This is a genomic window from Alkaliphilus transvaalensis ATCC 700919 (assembly GCF_000621485.1).
GTDB classification, from domain to species: domain Bacteria; phylum Bacillota; class Clostridia; order Peptostreptococcales; family Natronincolaceae; genus Alkaliphilus; species Alkaliphilus transvaalensis.
On sequence record NZ_JHYF01000021.1, the window covers coordinates 1 to 20616 of the forward strand.

General features: G+C 35.4%; 18 protein-coding genes. 1 reads left to right on the plus strand and 17 read right to left on the minus strand.

Annotation, left to right across the window (positions count from 1 at the left end):
- Window positions 1–254 precede the first annotated feature (254 nt).
- The 6 genes from T335_RS20860 to T335_RS0114310 all read right to left on the minus strand — a co-directional run bounded on the left by T335_RS20860 (window position 255) and on the right by T335_RS0114310 (window position 6483).
- Entirely contained in the window at window positions 255–1124 is an 870-nt protein-coding gene (locus T335_RS20860; RefSeq protein ID WP_051569337.1) for a hypothetical protein, read from the minus strand.
- A gap of 137 nt (window positions 1125–1261) precedes the next feature.
- Window positions 1262–1561, minus strand: coding sequence for a hypothetical protein (locus tag T335_RS0114290; RefSeq protein WP_026478150.1), 300 nt, complete (start codon window positions 1559–1561; stop codon window positions 1262–1264).
- A gap of 25 nt (window positions 1562–1586) precedes the next feature.
- Window positions 1587–1937: a hypothetical protein gene (locus tag T335_RS0114295; protein ID WP_026478151.1), complete on the minus strand. Its 351-nt coding sequence runs from the start codon at window positions 1935–1937 to the stop codon at window positions 1587–1589.
- 812 nt (window positions 1938–2749) lie between these two features.
- Window positions 2750–3847, minus strand: coding sequence for a Ger(x)C family spore germination protein (locus T335_RS0114300; protein ID WP_026478152.1), 1098 nt, complete (start codon window positions 3845–3847; stop codon window positions 2750–2752).
- A complete protein-coding gene (locus T335_RS0114305; protein ID WP_026478153.1) occupies window positions 3847–4992 on the minus strand; it encodes a GerAB/ArcD/ProY family transporter in 1146 nt (381 codons plus the stop codon). The genes T335_RS0114300 and T335_RS0114305 overlap by 1 nt, the downstream gene beginning before the upstream one ends.
- Window positions 4993–6483, minus strand: a complete 1491-nt coding sequence (locus T335_RS0114310) for a spore germination protein (protein ID WP_026478154.1) — start codon at window positions 6481–6483, stop codon at window positions 4993–4995.
- 297 nt (window positions 6484–6780) lie between these two features.
- Here T335_RS0114310 and T335_RS0114315 point away from each other — a divergent pair, with 297 nt between their 5' ends.
- Window positions 6781–7230, plus strand: coding sequence for an Hsp20/alpha crystallin family protein (locus T335_RS0114315; protein WP_026478155.1), 450 nt, complete (start codon window positions 6781–6783; stop codon window positions 7228–7230).
- A gap of 146 nt (window positions 7231–7376) precedes the next feature.
- Here T335_RS0114315 and T335_RS0114320 read toward each other — a convergent pair whose 3' ends face one another.
- The 11 genes from T335_RS0114320 to T335_RS22045 all read right to left on the minus strand — a co-directional run bounded on the left by T335_RS0114320 (window position 7377) and on the right by T335_RS22045 (window position 20592).
- Complete coding sequence (locus tag T335_RS0114320) at window positions 7377–8948, minus strand: recombinase family protein (RefSeq protein ID WP_026478156.1); 1572 nt, start codon at window positions 8946–8948, stop codon at window positions 7377–7379.
- A 3-nt stretch (window positions 8949–8951) separates the two neighbouring features.
- Window positions 8952–9365 carry a recombinase family protein gene (locus tag T335_RS0114325; RefSeq protein ID WP_026478157.1) on the minus strand — a complete coding sequence of 138 codons (414 nt, stop codon included), beginning with the start codon at window positions 9363–9365 and terminating at the stop codon, window positions 8952–8954.
- Window positions 9366–10931, minus strand: a complete 1566-nt coding sequence (locus T335_RS0114330; protein WP_026478158.1) for a recombinase family protein — start codon at window positions 10929–10931, stop codon at window positions 9366–9368.
- A gap of 61 nt (window positions 10932–10992) precedes the next feature.
- The gene (locus tag T335_RS0114335; RefSeq protein ID WP_084281383.1) at window positions 10993–11229 is read right to left on the minus strand and encodes an SHOCT domain-containing protein; all 237 of its coding nucleotides are present in this window, start codon (window positions 11227–11229) and stop codon (window positions 10993–10995) included.
- A 148-nt stretch (window positions 11230–11377) separates the two neighbouring features.
- Entirely contained in the window at window positions 11378–12085 is a 708-nt protein-coding gene (locus T335_RS0114340; RefSeq protein WP_026478160.1) for an N-acetylmuramoyl-L-alanine amidase, read from the minus strand.
- Window positions 12072–12488 carry a phage holin family protein gene (locus T335_RS0114345; RefSeq protein WP_026478161.1) on the minus strand — a complete coding sequence of 139 codons (417 nt, stop codon included), beginning with the start codon at window positions 12486–12488 and terminating at the stop codon, window positions 12072–12074. Before T335_RS0114345 ends, T335_RS0114340 begins: the two co-directional genes overlap by 14 nt.
- 16 nt (window positions 12489–12504) lie before the next feature.
- Window positions 12505–14166: a hypothetical protein gene (locus T335_RS0114350; RefSeq protein WP_051569338.1), complete on the minus strand. Its 1662-nt coding sequence runs from the start codon at window positions 14164–14166 to the stop codon at window positions 12505–12507.
- 16 nt (window positions 14167–14182) lie between these two features.
- A complete protein-coding gene (locus T335_RS0114355; protein ID WP_026478163.1) occupies window positions 14183–15238 on the minus strand; it encodes a hypothetical protein in 1056 nt (351 codons plus the stop codon).
- 16 nt (window positions 15239–15254) lie between these two features.
- Entirely contained in the window at window positions 15255–17162 is a 1908-nt protein-coding gene (locus T335_RS20865; RefSeq protein WP_051569339.1) for a phage tail spike protein, read from the minus strand.
- The gene (locus T335_RS0114365; RefSeq protein WP_026478164.1) at window positions 17162–17869 is read right to left on the minus strand and encodes a distal tail protein Dit; all 708 of its coding nucleotides are present in this window, start codon (window positions 17867–17869) and stop codon (window positions 17162–17164) included. The genes T335_RS20865 and T335_RS0114365 overlap by 1 nt, the downstream gene beginning before the upstream one ends.
- Window positions 17869–20592 carry a phage tail tape measure protein gene (locus tag T335_RS22045; protein WP_084281393.1) on the minus strand — a complete coding sequence of 908 codons (2724 nt, stop codon included), beginning with the start codon at window positions 20590–20592 and terminating at the stop codon, window positions 17869–17871. The genes T335_RS0114365 and T335_RS22045 overlap by 1 nt, the downstream gene beginning before the upstream one ends.
- Between the last annotated feature and the right edge of the window lie 24 nt (window positions 20593–20616).

Below are 20616 nucleotides of genomic sequence, written 5' to 3' on the forward strand. Positions count from 1 at the left end.
CTAAAATTAGCCTTTTGATAAGGGTCAAAAAAGGAAGTTAATCCTGCATAAAAGAGTAACTTCCGTGTAACTGGAATTTAGTTTTTCATTCAACGATATAAACTCAAAGGCATGGCTCCAATAGAAGATCAGATTCAGCCTTGGTCGCATAACTTTATGGTTTTTCCAAGGTCTACTTAACAGGGATGGTTCAAAGCAGAGTTTAATCCTTGTATTTTTTTATCAAGCCTACTTTACCGTTAGACTTATTAGATTTATTCTAAGATAATATTATTGGTTAAACTATTAATTCGTTTTTGTTTCTCTATTGTATTTATATATTTTTCTAAGTTTAATTCTATAGTTTTTTCGTAAACGACATTAGATACTTCTTCAAATTTTTCCTCGATTATTATTTCAATAGTCTCAGACTCAAATTTTTTATCAAACTTATGATTAGCTAAATAAATCACTATTTCACAAAACATATCCTTAGATTTTGGAGTAATATGGAATTTATTAAACTGAAAAAAGTTGCTTTTATTAATATTGTCTATCAATTCATTTTTAATAGATGAAGGGTACAATTTATTATTATAAATCGAAATACTCTTTTGCATATTTAAAAATCCATACGGTAAATTATACTTAGTAATGTATTTATAATAAAATCCTTCGGCCTTTATAAAAGTATTAATCATTTTACCAAATGCTTTCTCTGAAAAATCTATTCCAGTTATACTTCTAATCTCATTAAATAAAACTACAGGGTAAAACTTAATTAATGATACAATTTCGTTTCTTAATTTCTTATTCCTATGCTTCTCATTTCCTCCAAACTTGTTTGGATTAGCCATTGGACAATTATCATATGCTTCTTGTAAGTAATCAGCAACACCAATTACACTCCTTTTAACATGCTTTGCATATAACGGTAATTTATTATTATTCTCATCAAATTTTTTATCTACATAAAGATTAATTACTTGTATAGGATTTTTACAAGCAGGACAAATAGCATAGTATTTTAATTTATTATTCTCAATAATATAAAATGGATCTGATTTTTTTGTATATCTTTCGTAATTTTTAACATTTAGCTGTATAGGACGATCATCATCAATCTTTATTTGAAATACATCCATAAATAACCTCCTTACCAATAATAAATCATGATGCTAAAAGATTTGTCTTATTTTAGTTATTATAATCAATTAGCTTTTCATATGTTATCAATAAATAGAAACAGAAAGAACCCTTAATAGGGTTCAATAATAATTACTTACCTTGCTATAATACTTACAAATTGTTCATGAAGATTTCTTACTACATCAACACCTATCTGGTCAATGCTTTGTTCTTCATATTGATAGTTACTATCAATGAAAGTATCAATTAAAGTTCTTGTTTCTATACTTGCATTAGGATATATTGTTGCAAAACCAATTCTAAAAGCTTCTATAGGTCTGCTTTCTATACTATCAGAATTGACGTAACCCCCAAGTCCAAATCTTTCACATTGGAATAAATTACGTAATGTCAATTCTATGGATATTGCAAGTGAATGGCTTTCTGCTGACATTATCTCGCCCCCTTTCTATTCTTCATTATAACATTTCATCGTTTTTATCTCTTATTATATCTTGTAGAATCCCTAGAGACCACCCTATGAGTATACACAGTCCATTGTTTTCTATTCCCCATTTTCGATTTTCTTGCCCAACATAAGCACTCCAGAAACTTTCAAGTTCATCATGCAAAAATTTTCTTTCTGCCACACCAAACATACTAAAATCTATCCCATTATCACTCCCGAATGGGAATTCTGCTTCCAGCCAATCTATTACATCCTTCTTTTCTAAATGTTCGTTCACTTCATCTATTGAGTAGCAAGTCCCTTTATCTATCAAGAATGATATATCGTTAATAAAGTGTATCACTGTTGTACTTTTCTTCATTTTATCACCGCCTTCATTTTTTAGTTTTGTACTACATTCTAATAAACTGTTCCATCTCATATATTTTCAATATAATACATTGACAATCCTTTAAATCCTTTAAAATTTTTCTTGTTTTTTATCAACAATTTATGACATAAATTTTATAATTTCAACATATGTTCGTTTTGTGGTTACATTGGCATTTAAGTATACATGTCAATGCTCTCATTCTTTTTACCCTATCCCCCACTCCCTAACAACCCCTACCATACCATACCTCTACACCCCTTGCAACCACTAGCTTTTATTATCTACCCTTTATATAGCTTTACTATACACTCCACAGCCCTTAAGAGGGCAACAATTCCATATTCCCCCATACAACCCTACTCCTGTTTATTCATCTATGGCAACATATTTATCAACACATGAAACCTAGTATTTACAACCCTTCTAATCCCTTCTCAGCCCTACCACACACTCCACATGGCTCGAGAGGACAGAATGAATGTCTTTCTAACTGTCTGTTCTCGGAAACATATCCACGGCATTTTTATCGCTATCGGTAGGAGAGAACATATCGATATAAAAATATGCAAACATTTTCTTAGTATTTTGCCTAGATCAATCTTTCTCATCTTTTGTATTTGAGAGATTCCTATCTGAATATTTTTCTTCAAAAGTCTGCACAATCGTTTCACACAAGGGTGCTTTTAAAATCTATAAAGCAAGAAAAAATAGAGTTTGCTACACTATTTGCATTTAAGATTAGTGTTGTGTGGCTATCGTTATTAGAAGAGTATTTGCCAGCCTTGGCATTTGCAATAACTTTACTTGTTTTTACCGTATTTCTTTGCCCCAAGATCATCAAAAGTCATTTCAAATTGAATATTAAATTCTAGACTACTCCATTTGTCTTTCCATGTATCTCCGGTGAATGGTTTTTGTGTTAAGGTCTTTGTATAACGACCAATACCTAGACAATCGCTATTAGCCTTTTGAAGTTTTTTTATCAATTCTTTTGCTTCTTGTTCCCAGGAAGATTGAATTTTCTCTTCTAGTTTCAAATAATTCTCTTGTATATTAGATCTCACCCCATCTTTGTATTCTCCTAGATGCGACGATAATTTTACAGATATATCAACTTCGTCATATGAATCTGAGAACTCAATCTTTGTAGTAGTTACAGAGTCTAATAAGACTATGTCGGATATGTTAATGACGGGTAATACCTTATGATATTTTACTAAGGGATGTAATAACCTAAAAATCCGTTCCTCTTTAAGTGTTAATGTATCTGTCAATACATCATCATTAAATACTGCCATCCCCGAGTAAACCAATTTACTATTTTCTATTTTGTAGTAGGGCAGATAAGGGTCTTCATATGGTGAATAGTAAGTCCTTAGAAAAAAATGCATGTTTTGTGTTAAGATTTCTCCTTGAGATTCATTAAAACTCATTTTTTCATAGAGAAATATATCTATATTTTCCTTAAGTGTAGTATTCAAAAAACTTTCCATATCGCCCTCTACTACTGCTAAATAAAGTCTGTGAGAAATGGAAGGGTCTCTGAATAAAGGATTGATTATATCAAAGATTCCCTCTTCAGCTATCTTCTTATCAATAAATACTATTCTCAACTGACCAGTTTTTATCTCTCTAAAATAGCTTGTGCTTAAGTTTAATCTTGCACCTGTCAAGGTTCTGTCTTCTGCTTTTATAATTTTTCTTTCTTCTTTTTTTATGGGAGGTACGATTGTAATAACTTCGATATTGTCATTATCATCGGCGGGTCGAATATGAAATAAAACCGAAGGTGCTATATTCTCAATGTAGTTTTCGTTTGGTATCCTATGTTTTTTACAACCGGTCAAAAGTAAACACACTAACATAGTAAAAATTAAATATCGTTTTGCAAAAGACATTATTTTCCCCTCCGTGACTTACCTAAAAATGCAATGAGCATCATAGTAGGAATTATGGTATAAGTAAATATGGATACGTACAATAAAATCTGGTTCCAAAAGAGTGCTTGAATTTCAGTTGTAGCAACCTTTAGTACAAAAGAAATACAGGCTGATGCGAAAATAAGGCTTATTATTATAAATAAAGGTGTATTTTCTATTGGTTTATTTTTGCTGCTTATAATATACAGAACTGCTTTAAAAGAAGAAAGAAGAATGATCGCTAAAAAAAGTGCAAAGCTTACAATAAGAACTGGCAGTATTATCATATCAAGCCTTTGTATAGACCTAAACTGCAGATAGCCCATGGCACTAATATAAGAATGCTGTACATATGGTAAAAAATCTGCCCCATAAAAGATAAATGTACCCAAATAAAAAATTACATATTCAGTAACAGTTAATAAGTTTCCAATAAACATTGACTTTGGAATGTTAACATCGGAACGAATATAAGGGCCAATAAAAATAAGATATTCTGGACCGCTAAATATTCCCCATATTAATACTATGGAGATAAGAAAGTTAGAATTAAAGATGTTCCCGAATAATGGAAAAACATCTTGAACACTAACAAAAGAACTAATGATTAAAGATATGAACAAAAATAAAACCCCAATAGAAAAAACAAATGTAATAATAGTAAATTTTAATGTATTTGAGAAACCTTTACTTGCCAAATAGACGATTATCATGGTGAAAATAAGCATCAAAGTTGTTTTAGGGTGCTGCGTCATTAAGTATTTGTGTAACAGATAAATATAGGCTGAACTAATAGTAATGAATTTTATGAACATAAAGCACAACCAAACAAACAAAAAGATTTTAGAAAATACATCTCCAAACATGTCAAATATACCAACAATACCCTTTTTTCCCATATGACTTGAAAGCCATCTAGACAATATATAAATGTTAAGTTGTGAAATAACTCCACCAAGAATAATCAACCATACCATATGAGGATATTGTAATCTTTCAGTTGAAAATATAATTAAATGAATAACTTGGACTCTATTTATAAGCAAAGCTAGCATAACAGAATCAATTTTATGCTTACTTGAAAAATAAGATTTTTTTGAGTTGATAATGTTAACCCGATCCATCTATTTTATGTTCTCCTTTGTGCTAGAGGTTCTATTTTTATTTTGTGTTTGCAGATATTCAGGTCTTGTTTTCATAAGTTGTACAGGTGAGCGAATAATAACATCTTTCCAGTCTTTTAAGTAAAAGGGGGCTAGGGGAGCAATATACGAACGATCTAAGGAAGTAAGTGAATTCAAATGAATTGCCAAAAATACCAATCCAATAATCATACCAAAAGATCCCCACAAACCAGCTAATCCTATAAATATAAATTGAATTAGTTTACTAGAATTTGTCATTAAGTAGTTTGGAACAAGAAAGGAGGCCAATCCAGAAATAGCTATGCAAACAACCAAAACAGGACCAGCGATTCCACTGTCTATTGCAGCTTGACCTATTACTATACCCCCAACTACTCCAAGACTTGGCCCTATTTTTTGTGGCATCCTTAAACTAGCTTCTTTTAGTATTTCCAGTATTAAAGACATTGCAAAAGCTTCAATCATAGGGTTAAATGGTACATTACTACGGTAGGTTAGTACGATTATCAATGATTGGAGCGGTAGAATTTCGTAATTGTATGTAGCAATTGCTACATAAGCCGGAACTAATAGCAAAGTAATTAAAAAAGCAACAAAACGAATAGTTCTTAAAAAAGAACCTACTAGCCAGCGATGTACATAGTCTTCTGGAGATTGAAATAATTCAAAAAAAGTTATAGGTGCAGCTATAACAAAAGGAGTTCCGTCTAAGATAAGTGATATTTTACCCGATGAAAGAGCTGAAACAATAACATCAGGTCTATCACTTAACTGATATTGTGGAAAAAGACTGTTTTTATTATCATCTAAAAATGAAGTTATCTCAGATGAATTTAAAAAAACATCATAATCGATATTTCTAATTTTTTCTTCCATTGTTTTTAGTAATTCAGAATCTACTAGACCATCTATGTAAATTAAATAAAGCTTTGTTTTACTCATAGAACCTATTGTAAAGTCTTTGCATTTTAATTGTGCAATAGGTAGTCTTCTTCGAATAAGTGTTATATTTTGATCAATTTGTTCAACAAAGCTATCATTTGGCCCATATAAAATGCTTTCCTGCTGAGATGTATCAATAGAACGACTCAAATCCCTAGGAATTACTATACTCCAATACTTTTCTTGGACAATATCTTCAATCAATATTGAGCCAGTTAGTAAATTCTCCATTGCCTTATGTAAAGTATCTATTTCTGTTACTTCGATAGAACCAATGCTTGAAGGGACACTGCCTTTGTTTCCGTGTAATAATGGCAAAATCACAGTTAAATTTAATTGGTCAACATTGATTAAGGATTTTAAAAAGTAAAGAATATATTCGTTACCACCAGGTGTGTTTAAATTTATCTTGTTGAAATCAGCCATGTTAGAAAACAGGTTTTCTATTTTTTCAGCTGTTAGATTCTCAGTGACGTTATCTGAATTTAATTTTTTTTTTGAACTTTTATTATTTCTTCTAAAAAACATTTTCAAAGGCTCCTATTATTTGTATTTTTACTAACTATTTTTTAGGTTTTCCAATAAATTATAATATATTCTCCTAATTAGACTATAAAAAGACTCTCCATAAAGATGTTGTAAAAGTGTGATTTTAAACTTTTATAAAAAAAGATTTCCTGGTCTTAAGTTTTATTATTATACTTCAATTTGTTTTAAATATTTTTTCAAAAAAGTATTGACGTTAATACAATTCTATGATATATAATAATTAGCACTCATCATTAGAGAGTGCTAATAAAATAATACGAAAAGGAGTTGTTAATTATGGCTGGATTAGTACCTTTTAACAGAAAAAACAAAGAAATTTCAACCAATACTGGTATTGGGGACTTCTACAACTTGCTTGATGACTTTTTTTCAAATGATTGGCCATTTAGAAGAACCCTCTCTTATGATACTTTCAAAGTTGATGTAGAAGATAATGGCAAAGAATACCTTATTGAAGCTGAAATGCCAGGTGTAGATAAAAAAGACATCAACGTTGAACTCAATGATGGGAAGCTAACGATTTCTATTACTAGAGATGAAAGCAGCGAAACAAAGAAAAAGAATTTCATTCACAAGGAGAGACGTTATAATTCTATGAGCCGTTCTATTTACTTAGAAGATTCCAAACCCGATGCCATTAAAGCAAAACTTGAAAACGGGGTGCTAAAAATTATAGTTCCAAAAGTAGAAAAGCCAAACAATAGTATTACAATTAATGTTGAATAAGATAAACCAAAGCACATCGGGATAAAATGACCGATGTGCTTTGGTTTTCAAAATATTAATATTACTTATTTTTCTTGCTACTTTCTTGAATTTAATAAGATTAGTCCATAAAAATGCATCTCCTGATTGATGGTCGGTCAGAAAAGCTATGTCCATACATCTATTTCAACACCCGACTTAAACTCAACAGTAATTTTCTCTTCAAACACCGTAACCTTCTCAATAAGCCTCCTTACCAGCTGCTCATCATATTCATCCAACTCGTGGGACTGCTTATTCAAGAATTCTGTCATCTCATCAATCCTCTGCCTTCTTCCTTCACGTTCTGCGTTTTCTATCAGCACATTTTGCTTTAGTTCCCTTAGGCGGTATATCTCATCAGCCACATCGTTGTAGTCATTCTTGGATTTTGCTTGTTGAAGTAGCTGTTGCTGTAACTCTTCCAGTTTGCCATCGATATCAGTGATGGCTTTTTCATTTTCCTCATTAAGAACAGTAGTTATGTTTTTCTGTAGTACTTGGAGAAAAGGGTCTTTGTTAGCTAGGAGTTGGTTAATAGCTTTGATGACTGCTGTCTGCAATGTTTCTTCGTTTATGGTTGGGGAGGTGCAGTCAGACCCCTTTTCCTCCAAGCGACTAACACATCTCCATACAATGGATTTGCATCCCCTGTTATTCCAGTGGACTCTCCGATAAATATCACCACACTGTCCGCAGTATACTATGCTTGATAAAGCATACTTACTACTATAAACTCTCTTTTTACCGCTCTTGCCACTTCGGATGTTTGTCCTTCTCACCATTTCTTCTTGAACCTGCATAAAAAGGTCCCGTGGGATAATAGGTTCATGGCTGTTCTCTACATAATACTGAGGAACAATCCCGTTATTCTTGACTCTCTTTTTAGAAAGGAAATCTACTGTATAAGTCTTTTGCAGAAGGGCATCTCCGATGTACTTCTCATTCTGAAGTATCTTTTTCAGTGTTTCAGGTCTCCATTTTGCTTTTCCTGCTGCAGTTAGAATCCCATCTGCTTCTAAGCCTCTTGCTATCTGCAAAAGGCTGGCTCCCTCAAGGTATTCCCTATAAATCCGTTTTACTATCTCTGCGCCCTCTGGGTCAATCACCAGCCGCTTATCTTCATCCTTCGTGTACCCCAAGAATCGATTGTGGTTGACTTGGATTTCACCTTGTTGATATCGGTACTGGATGCCTAGCTTTACGTTTTGGCTTAAGGACTGACTCTCCTGTTGGGCAAGGGAAGCCATGATGGTAAGCATAATTTCTCCCTTAGAATCCATTGTATTAATGTTTTCCTTTTCAAAGAATACTGGGATGTTTTTATCTTTAAGCTGCCTGATATATTTCAAACAGTCTAAAGTGTTTCTAGCAAATCGGCTGATTGACTTGGTAATAATCATATCAATTTTACCTTCCATGCACTCTTCAATCATCCTATTAAATTCTTCACGTTTTTTTGTGTTGGTTCCTGAAATACCATCGTCAGCGAAAATACCTGCCAGTTCCCATTCTGGATTCTTCTTTATAAACTCTGTGTAATGAGAAATCTGAACTTCATAACTGTTGGCCTGTTCATCACTATCCGTAGATACACGGCAGTAGGCAGCTACTCGTGTTTTAACTTTGCTTTCATTTGTCTTTTGATTACCCACCCTCTTAAATGCTGGAATAACCGTGACATTTTTACTTACTCCCATTCGCTACACCTCACTTTCTATCAAGCTGTATGCATATTCTGCCTGTTTAAATGGGTTATCATATTTTTGCTCTAGGGGTTTTGCCTTAAACTTCATATCAAGATCCATTTTAGGTTCTTCTTTTGGTTCCCATACCCTGCCTAGCTTTTCAGCTCTTTTTTGTCTTTCAGTTTTAACTTTTTCAAAAGTCTCCTCATCCATAATCGGAGGATAGAATTCATCACCAAGGTAGTGCTTGTTCTGTAGCATTTTAGCCGCAGTGGCATGGTAGCAGTCTATTCCAGCTTTTTTAGTAGCATCCTTCAAAGATAGTCCTTCCAAATACCCTCTATATAAATTCTTTACTTGCTCTGCCTCTATTTCATCCACTACAGCCTTACCCTTTACAATTTTATAACCGTATGGCGTGTGAGCCATCTAGTTCACCATCCTTTCCCTTAGTGTAATTCCACACTTTAATGCAAAACCAATCTCCTCCCGTGAATAAACTATAATTCGGTCCACATAGCTTTCAAATAACTCATCCTCGTAAGTTGCGAGCATTTTAGATTTAGAAACAAACTTAAGTAGTTGATTGACTTTCTCTACTTTAGCAAGGTTACCATTAACTGAATGGGTAAGCTGCTCCTTTTCTGCTATAAGCCTCGTACTCTCTGCTTCAAGTGCATTCTTCTCTTTAGTAAATAAAGCAGGTTCTAGGTAGCCCTTAGTCATTAAACCAGTCAACATTTGGCTCTGCTCCATGTTTTTTTCAATCTTAGTTTCTAATTCTTCAATTCTAAGGAAATTATCTGCATTATTCTGATTACGTAGTCCATTAAGTAGTGGTCTTAATATGAATTTCTGACCGAAAATTAGTTTATTTATCATCGTAACAAATGTCATTTTTATATCTTCATCTCGTATGAACTGCATGGAACATTCAGTTATCTGCTTTATATGCTTATTGCAGCACCAAGCTATATATTTTCTTGCCCCTGATGAATGAATACGCCTTTTAAATGTGCTACCACATTCTGAGCAGATAATTTTACTTGAGAAAGCATATCTATTTTGATACTTATTGTTGTGCTTTTCTATGCCTTTTTCTTTTGCCCTTTGGCTCATAACAGTTTCTACTGCATCAAAAACTTCATGGGTTATAATTGGCTCGTGGTGGTTTTCAACCAAATACATATTTTTCTCACCGTAGTTGATGTGTCTATTAAAACTACTGTCTGTATAGGTCTTTTGCAAAAGAGCGTCACCTGTATATTTTTCATTTCTAAGGATCCCTCTAATTGTTGTAGAAGTCCACCTCCCACCTTTTTTTGAAGGGATGCCTTTAAAATTAAGGTCATCTGCAATTTTCTGTGTACCCTTACCCAATAATGCCTCTGCAAAAATATACTTTACAGCTTCTGCTTGTTTGGGGTTTATAACCATCTGTCCGTCAATGTTTTGATAACCATATGGTGGATATGAAATTTTGAAGGTTCCATTTTGGAATCGTCTTTGAATTGACCATTTATTATTTTCCGAAATGGAAATTGACTCACTTTCTGCAAGTCCACTTAGGATGGAGAGCATTAGTTCACTTTCCATTGATTGGGTGTTGATGTTTTCCTTCTCAAAATAGATGTAAACACCGAGGTCTACCAGCTTACGAACCATCTCCAAGCAGTCTGTAGTATTTCTGGCAAATCTGCTAATAGACTTTGTAATAATTAAATCGATTTTCCTGTTTTCACAATCTGATAACATTCTAAGCAGTTCAGATCGCTTTTCTTTTTTCGTTCCACTGATCCCCTCATCGTAATACAATCCTACATACTCCCATTCTGGGTTCCCCTTTATGTAGGTTTCGTAATGAGCCTTTTGTGCCTGCAAGCTGACCAGCTGTTCATTGCTATCTGTAGAAACACGGCAATAGGCAGCTACTCTTAACTTTGGCTTGATAAAAGCATCGGTATTATTTGCTTCTATTTTTGTTATCTTTTTCATCCTCTCACCTCCTTCTTTGTAGGTCACATATTACCTCTAAAACCTATATATATCAACGATTTTAGGGCATTATCTTTGCTAAAGATGGAGAGAAAGTTTGACGATTTAATTCATTTATTTTTTGGAGTTCACCTTCAGTAATTAACCCTTTCTCCTGCATTTTCCTGAGTAATTTTTCAGCCATTAAATAATCAAATTCACGCTGTAGCTGCTCAGTTGATATGGCTTTTAACTTAACTTTACCTTCTATGCTTTCATCCGTAAGCTTTGTAACTTTCTTTTCCTCATTATGATTCATAAATCATCACCTCCTACCTAATAGCCGTGGGAACAGGTCGAAGTTGAGGATTTGAAAAAATTAGTTTAAATCAGAACAAAAAAAAGCCTGCAGGAGAAGATTCCCCACAGGCTACATAATAGAAATAGATTAATATTTTATTTGTTGTTTAATCGTACCTAATAAATGCATCGGTAAAGCCTACTTTCTTTGCCCTCTCAAGTTGTGCCTCTGCATTAGCTTTTACAGAATATGCACCTATTTGAACACGATATAATTTTTGAGATGTTGAAGGGTTCGGTTGTTGATTCCCTTCCAGTGCTTTCTTAACAGCAGTTCTAAAGGTATCCATACTCTCTCCATGTTGTGGAAACCAATGATTGGGGTCTGCATGATTACTAGCAATCCCCTGTCTATGCCCCTCAGCATGACCGATGATATCCTTCTCCGTCAGACCATATTCCTTACAAAGAAAAACACATAGGTTTACTGCATTCTGCCAAACTGCTCGGAAGTAGGCTTCATTCTTTTTTACGTCATAGTTCACCATTGTAGACCCTCTATAAGAGTGCCCTCTCGGCTCACATATCTCAAAACCGATGTGGGTATTATTCGCAGCACCACCTGCATGCCAACCTCGATGATTCCAAGGTAGGTACTGCCAGATCTCTTTATCATCTAAAAAGGCATGAACACAAACCTGTCTGTTGATTTCTCCTGCTCTAAAGGACTTATTCCACCGACTAAACCAAGCTCCTGCCATAACTCCAGATGTTGCTGTGGAATGGACCATAATGCCTTTAGGAGTAATCTTCCGATTAGCTGTGTAACAATCATTTCTAGTCATATATTTCGTTTTCAAATTATCTAGTACCATCTTTATCTCCCCCATCTTTTAATTGTTCAAGTACATCCCTAAGCTTTGATGGAATCGGCAACCCAAGCCTTGTTGCATTTTCAATGATGCTGATTCCTTCATTAGAAAGATAAAAGAAAATTACAGCTGTGCGAATTGCACTACCACCACCGATAATATTCTGATCAATGATATGAGCAACACCTACTAGGGAGAAGATCACTACTTTTTTGAAAATGCCCCGAGCACCTATATCGCTAGATAAATGCTTCTCAACTACCGCACACATTACTCCCAGAACATAATCAACAACTACAAAAACAATCAGTGCATATAAAAAGCCATCTAGCGCACCTAAGAAATATCCTAGATAGCCGCCGATGGCTGTAAAAATAACTTTTAAAATATCTACCCAATCCTTCATCCATTTTCACCTTCCTTTAATATAAGTCATTTAAGTAATCAATTAAATCTATCTCAAACATGTACTGCACTTTCATGGTGTTAGCATCTGTCTTCTGTACAGGGTTGGCCAACTTTGTATGGGCTCCACTAGGTCTTGAAACTGAAGCAAAGTGGATACCGTAGTAGTATCGCTGCCATCCTGTTCCTGAACTATAACTTCTATACTGATAAAGCCATTTGTCGGTTCCTCTAATATTTAGAAAGTCAGATGAAATTCCTTTTGATCTATATGCTTCTAGTAGGTTACCTTCAGGTGTAATAACTTGATAAAAACTGCTACCACCACCAGTACCTACATAATAGAGGTATATCCTATTTTTAGATCTGTTAATAGAAGATAGATAACATCTTCTATCTATATTCCCACTATGCATGCCTCTGGAAGCAAACCATGTTGAACTGCCTATCCTTGGTTTTAAATCCATTACACTATGCACTGTAGCATCCACATTTAGACGTATGACTTTACTTGCATATAGTTGTTCATTACTAGCTAAATCTGTTCTGGTGTTGTGACCGTATATTTCAATAAGCCCTCCCCATAGAACTGGAGTTACTGCTATATCTCTATAAGTGAAATTTGCTCCATATTCATCTTGGAACTGAGTCTGCATGTTATCAATAGTTGACTCAGATATAAACACACCTACCCTCGTCCATCGATATAGTTTAAGGAGATTACTAGACCTATAGTAACCAAAAATATAATCAATTTCTCCATTTTCTTTGAGTACAGGAAAGGCACCAGAAAGCTGATTCGATGGAAAGCTATCCCCAGATGCATCTAAAAGAATTATAGCGTTATTCCATTCAATAAAACCTGTTTCTAATCTATTCATGTCAAAGGGAAGTATAAGTTGATGCCCTTTTAGATGCTCTGGAAACTGAATATGGGTTGAGTTGGTAGAACTTGAGTGAGTACCATCAAAGTTAACATATCCTCTAGTATAGTCAGTAAAAACTCTAAACTTCGCAGGACTGCTCCCACCCATTATGAAACTAATAGTCCAGTAAAGGGCCTTTTGGTTATCTGTTTCCGTTGTTCTTGCATGTATATAGCCATCTCCGTTATCAATCCCTCGTCCCAATATAGGTGGTCCGATATAACTCTCGTCCAAATCATCATAAGAGTCACTCCAGAATAGACTTTCAAACTCCCCGTTTGCCGCATGAGTGGGAAAGTCAAAAACAAAATTAGTCCTAATCTTATTATTTCTTATCTCCATCCTCGTTTCTGCAGTATTGATGGTCCCTCTTAAAGGATCAGTACCGGAATAGGTGCTGTTGCGGTGAGCATAACCGATAATGTTTCCAAATACTCTTTCAGTTGTCATCTGCTCGGGTTTCATAGAGTCTGTTAAATATAAATGGCTAAATAAATTTTTTGTGTGATTATGATTCGTATTACCAATTCCCATTACTTCTCCAGCAAAGTACCTTAGGAAAATATCTTTGAATATAACATCAGGGATGATGTTTTCAGTATATGCCTCTGTAACCTTCTCTGATGTCTTAGCATCGAAAAGCTCAATGAGCACTTTACCTTTAATACCAGTGTTTTCTTTTGATTTATTTTTGTTTACAGTCTCACCAGTTATTAGATTCTTATTGTAGCTTATGGTTTCTCTAATAGACAAAATCTCTCTCCCCCTCTCAAACTGTCATTTCTATGGAAGATACATAATTGACCCTTACAGCTTTAAACTTAGACTCATCAGTAAGTTCACTTTTGAAAAATCTAAAGGCTAAATAGAGATAGTCATTTTTATTAAATAATTCTTCATAATTTTCTTCCCCAATAAAGCTAAAATCAAGTTTCCTCATTCCTTTTTCAGCAAAATCAATATCACTTGAAATATCTACTTGCTCCCATTTCATATTTTCAATATCATATACAAACCAAGAACTTCTATCCTTACTTAGCGCATACTGTAAATCCCCTAGCCCAGTAACGACATCTTCTATATTTATAGAACTAATCTTTTCTTGAAGCTCTCTCCCTATATCTTCTACTGCAATTTTAGGTAAACTACTTACTGTCTCTGTAATTTTTAATTTAAGATTTTCTCTATCACTTACAATGTCCTCATCATTTGTATAATAAAGAATTTTAGGCTTTAAGTCATTAAGGCCAGCTTTACTTCTCGGCAATTCCTCCATACCAAAACTGAGAATCAAATCTTCTGATAAGTTATCAGGTGTTACATCAACTAACTCTCCATTAATTTCATCTTCTACCATGAGGGTCTGAAAGCAATTATCTTCATTGCTCCATATTTTTACATAGCCACTGTCGACTATTAAATATCTGTGTTCTCCTAAATTAATCACCAAACAATCAATATATGCCCTGTCATCTCCACGATCTACTGAACCATCTTTTGTATATCTCCACCTAAAGGTGTGCTCTCCCTTTGGTAGTCCTTTTGAAAACTTCGTCCAAGTATTATTAGTGCCTGATTCTCTGATTTCCCTTATTCCATCAATATAAAATTCAAACCAGTCATATCCACTTTCTGAACTAACAAACCAATAAAACTCAACATAATCTGTTGTTACAGTAAGGTAGGCATTGCTCTGTTGGTTATGGGATATGACTTTACTACCATAAGAAAAATTCCCTTCATAGGCTCTTTGATTAGTTCTAATCCAATCGCCCGTAAAGGAATATCTCAGTTCCTCCTGTTCAAAACTTTCTTTATTTGCCATATAGTCACTTCACCCCTTAACCCTCACTAACTTCTAGTTCAAAATCAATAAGTTCTCTGTATAGGTTTGGATCAGAAAAATTCACAGTAAATAAAACGCCTCCACCAATCGCCTCTCCACTACTTCCTATAGTTACTGGCCTTTTTTCTTGGATAGTAATGTACTGATCTGTTCCCCATATCCCAGGTGTTATCTCTTGAAATTCACTGAAGTGTTTTATCCATTCATCACAAATTAGATTATAAAAGAAAGATTCATCGGCTATCTGACTAATGCCTATAATCTTCATATTTATTTCTGTTATAGTATCTAAATCAATTGCCTTTCTTTGAAGCATTTCTTCATAAGTTGTGCTCTGAGAAAAGAAATTCATTTCTGGAGGTTTTGCTTCCAAAGTAACCGTTTCTTCTAGTCCACTTTTATAGCTTTTTATTTTATTTGAAAATAAAGAGTAGAGGATGAACTGCATTACTTCTGCTCGAGGTAGACTTGGACTAAGTCCCCCCTCTAAGTGTCTCCCCTCAATCATTACTTGAAGGTTATTCTTATCTATGTTAAGTACCCCATTTGATGTTTGAAGTTCTACTACAAAAGCATGCTGCCCTGCTGTCACTTGTGGCATTGGTATGGTAAGGCTAATGACATTTTCCCCTCTAGCTACATGTTGATTTGGCTGAAACTCATAATAATTCCCATCCAGCGAGAATTTCATATACAATGTTAAATCATCCGAAGCACTAGCATGGATTAAAAGGTTGCAAGTTAAGTTAGTATCAGCAAGAGCAGATATCCCTACAGCTATAGCTGCATAAAAAGATGTGGATGTAATCGTTAAAGCATCTGAATTTTTCTTTAGTATGACTGCATTTTGACTACCCTCAATTCGACTTTCTAACCTTTGAACAAGATGGCTAAAATCCAACTGATTGACGATGGTATTAAGAGAGTTTCCCAGTTCTATTATTGTGTGAATAGGCTGAAGAAGATCCTTTACAATCTTTATAACCCTTAACTTTGCATGTATTCCTAACCTTTCATGCTCCACTTTTACGGTGTCGCCAAGCTCAAGTTTGATAAGCTTATGATAGGCTGAATATTCATCTGTTTTACTTAGTTCTAGAAAATCTACTTTCACATTGACGAATGGATTGGAAATCTTCTTTATATATTCATTAGCTAGTTCCCTTAACTCATCTTGATCCTTTACACCAGAGAACTCCACTTTTCTAGTAACGGGATAGGGTAGTAAATTTATAACAGAGCTGTCGGCTTCAACATATCTTTCTGGAAGAATTAAATCGTTTTCTCCCATCGGATAAATTCTAGTAGCAAACTCCGAAGTGTCGATAATTGCTTTAAGACCCTTCAAGTTCTTTCCATACTTAACTGAAACTCCAGTTTCTCTTCCACGTTCTTCTACTACTTCTACATGATAATTATCCCTTATCAGTTCTCCACCATAAATTTCAAGAAGTCTAAATACACCTTCTAAGGCATTAAAGTTTCTAAAGCGAACAGGGTATATATTTTTCTCCGGTGCTTTGAAGGAAAATATAGCTTGTGCTTCAGGAGGAATCATGCCTTCCAAAGCTTCTTTCATATTGGCATTGATAAGGTTTACGGCTTCTATAAAATAAAAAGCAAGGTCATAAGAAATATGCCTCGCCCAAACTTTGATTTTTCTAGTCGTTTCCTGTTCCCTCTCTACCTTATAAATTCTAAAAAGCTGATTGTCTGCCTTTATAATATTAAATTCCATCAAGTGTTTTGCTTTTTGCAGGTCTGCTGGATACTCTAAATAAAGGCTGTACTCCCCATTTAATTCTTCCGTAGTTTCCGCCTTTATACATTCGTTTAATATCCCTAGACCGTTACTTTCGAAGTTTTCCAAGCCAACGTTACGTTTATCATAAACAATAATCACTACAACCACCTCCAGTTAGGCAAAATTTCAAGTTTATTAACATTGCCTGTGAACTGGATCTGATTCTGCCCTACCTTTAGCAATGGGAAAATACCTACCATTTTGTGATTTAAATTTTCAAATGCATCATTATAGCAGTCTTCTAGTGTTGAGTTTAAAATAATCTTTCCTCTTATATCTATTAAATTTATTTCATTGTCATTAATCTTGAGGGTTATATCTCCCTCCCCATAGACCTTTAGAATTGGTTCACTTTCAATACTGCCAGGGTTATTCATAAAAGTCGTAGGATTTGTTATTGTTACTTCTTGGTTATGGCTAGCATATTTAAAGGGTCTACAATTAAAAACTACAGGAAACCTCGAGGTATATTTAAAAGCTTGCGTAAAATCAATGGCATTTACCACTTGAGCAATGTATTTTTTATTCGGAGCAAAACTAAAAATTAAATCACTTTCTCCTGTGTTAAAAAGCCAAGCTTTAATCTCATCCATCTGATTTATCAAATCTCCTATTGACTTCACTCCACACTCTATTAAGAGAGTAATATCCTCATAGGTTTTTTCGTCATAACGTACACTTGAGTTTCTTCCAGGGGTTTCGATATATGAAACCCTTCTTTTAGGAGAGGGCAGATTAGGTCTTTTGGCAATAACTATCCCGTAATCTTCATAACTGTTCTTGCCACCAAATGTAAAACTTAACATTAACCTCTCCCCTTTCCTAAAGACATCCTTTGACGATAGAACTCAAGCTCATAAGCAAGCTGTTCAATATCTTTTTCACTGTTATTTACAAATTTATCGATATTAAGGGTAAGACCGCCACCCTTATCTCTATCCTTTTGCCCCATGATTTGATTGGTCTGATAGTCGTTATAAATCTTACTTCCTCTAGGAAGTTCTATAAGCTCGGGCCCGAGTTCCCCTACCATTGTAAGTCCTCCTTGAAAGAAGGATGTCCCTGAGAAGTTCTTCTTAAAAGGTGCTGTGATTGTACTAACGATGTTTTCTGTAATATTTTTTATACGATTGGTGAAAGTTGCTTCTTTGTTTTCCACCCTCTGATTATTCCATTCACGAAGTCTATTAATCCCATTTTGAATAGCATCTCTAACCTTTGAAAAGGCATTAGAAACTTTATCTGCCATGGCTGAAAACTTTCCACCTGTAATGCTATCCATGGTGTTTAGTGCTGTACTCCATACAGACTTATAGCCTTCGGTATAGGTGACAATAACACCTCTAATGCCTCCACCATTTTCCTCTATACGTCCTTTGATGTTGCTCCAAGCTGAAGCTGTGTTAGTCTTTAAAAAATCCCACGTTCCACTAGTTCTATTCTTTACGTTATCCCAACTGGAACTTATATTTTCCCTAATATTTCCTAGGGTCTGTGAAGTGTTATCCTTGATATTACCCCATCTCTCTGAAATGTTTCCACGGATAGACTGCCATCTTTCAGCTGTGGCGGTTTTTACATTGTCCCATCCATTACGGATAGATTCTCTCATGGAAGCTAAACTTTCACTGGTACTTTCTTTGATGCTAGACCATCTTTCACCGATCCCTTGTTTCACATTCTCCCAAGCCTCAGCTGTACTTTCTTTAATATTGCTCCATCTTTCGGAGATGGCGTCTTTCAGTTCTCCCGCCTTCTCTTTGATGGTATCCCAGTTTTTATAGAGAGCTACACCTACTGCGGTAATTCCAACAATAGCTGCAACGGCAATCCCAATCGGGCCAGTTAAGGCTGTAAAGGCAGCAGCTAGTACCCCTTTTATAGCAACCAATCCACCTGCAGCAGCAGAGGCCCCTCCAACAGCTGCGGTTTTTCCTGCAATGGCTAATGAAATCTTAGAGAAGGCTCCAATGATGGCTCCTGCTCCTGCAACAATTTTTCCTCCAATAATTAACACAGGTCCTAATGCTGCAGCTAGTGCCGCTACTTTTACAATGGTTTCTTGTGTAGCAGGACTAAGATTAGAAAACCACTCCACCGCCCTTTGAAGTCCTTCTACCAAAGTTTGAAGGTGAGGAACTAGTATTTCAAAGATCTCAATGGCTACACCTTCTATCTGTGATTTTAAAATGGTAAGTTGCCCCTGAAGATTGTCCTGCATGATGTCTGCCATTTCACCGGCAGCACCACTATATTCTCTCGTAGCATCCGTAAGCTTTTTATAATCCTCATCAGTGGCATTAATAACCGCCAGCATCCCACTCATGGCCTCTTTGCCAAATAGAGTAGCTGCATATTGGGCCTGTTGCTCTTGGGTAAGGTTTCCAAAGGAGCCTCTTAGTTGATCCATTACATCTTTAAAGGGAAGCATATTCCCTTGGGCATCCGTCATTTCTAAGCCTAACTGACTTATTATTTTACTTGTTTCTCCTGTAGGTTGGCTAAGTCTTGTTATAGCTCCTCTTAAGGTTGTACCTGCTTGACTTCCCTTAATACCTGCATTAGCCATAAGGCCTAGAGCTAGAGCGGCATCTTCAGCTGAGTAGCCTAGGGAACCAAAGAGAGGTGCCACATATTTAAAGGACTCCCCTAACATACCTACGTTGGTATTAGCATTACTTGAGGCACTAGCAAGTAGGTCTGCAAAACCACCAGCGTCAGAGGCCTTCATCCCAAAGGCAGTGAGGGCATCGGTTACAATGTCTGAAACTGTAGCTAGATTTTCACCACTTGCAGCAGCAAGCATCATAACTCCGTCCAAGCCATCTAGCATCTGATTGGTATCCCATCCAGCCATCGCCATATAATTTAGAGCTTGGACAGATTCACTAGCACTGAACTTTGTACTTGCTCCCATCTCTTTTGCTTTATCAGTTAGCTTTTGGAGATCATCCCCTGTTGCTCCTGAGATGGCTTGAACTTTACTCATTTCTGCTTGGAAGTCTGAACCTATCTTAACAGCTGCAGCTCCAATACCCACAATAGGTAGGGTGACTTTCTTCGTTAGATCCTTTCCTACGCTCTCCATCTTCTTACCGATGTCCTGCATAGACTGACCGATTGGCTCTAGGCTTTTGCCAAGCTTGTACCAACTGGAGGATTGGACTTCGATTTGTCTATTAATGCTAGTTAGGTCCTGCTCCATCTGAACGAGACTTGTCCTAGCTTGATTTAGTTTTATTTCTAAATCCCCAGTAGCTTTGGCATCTTTTCCTTTGGTTTCTACCGACTTTTGATGTGCCTTTTCTAAAGCCTCTACTTTTTGTCTTTGGAGTTCTTTTTGTTTGGTTAGGGAATCCGATTTAGTTCTTAGTTTGTCAAGCTCACTACCGTGTTTCCCAAGTTCAGTACTTGCAAGCTTAAACTCCGATTGAACTTTCTTCATCTCCTGATTAAGCTTTCCAATACCGTTTTGAAATCCAGTAGAGTCAAGACCTACCCTGACATTAAGTTGACCGATGTCTGCCATATCCCTCACCTCCTTTGGGCATAA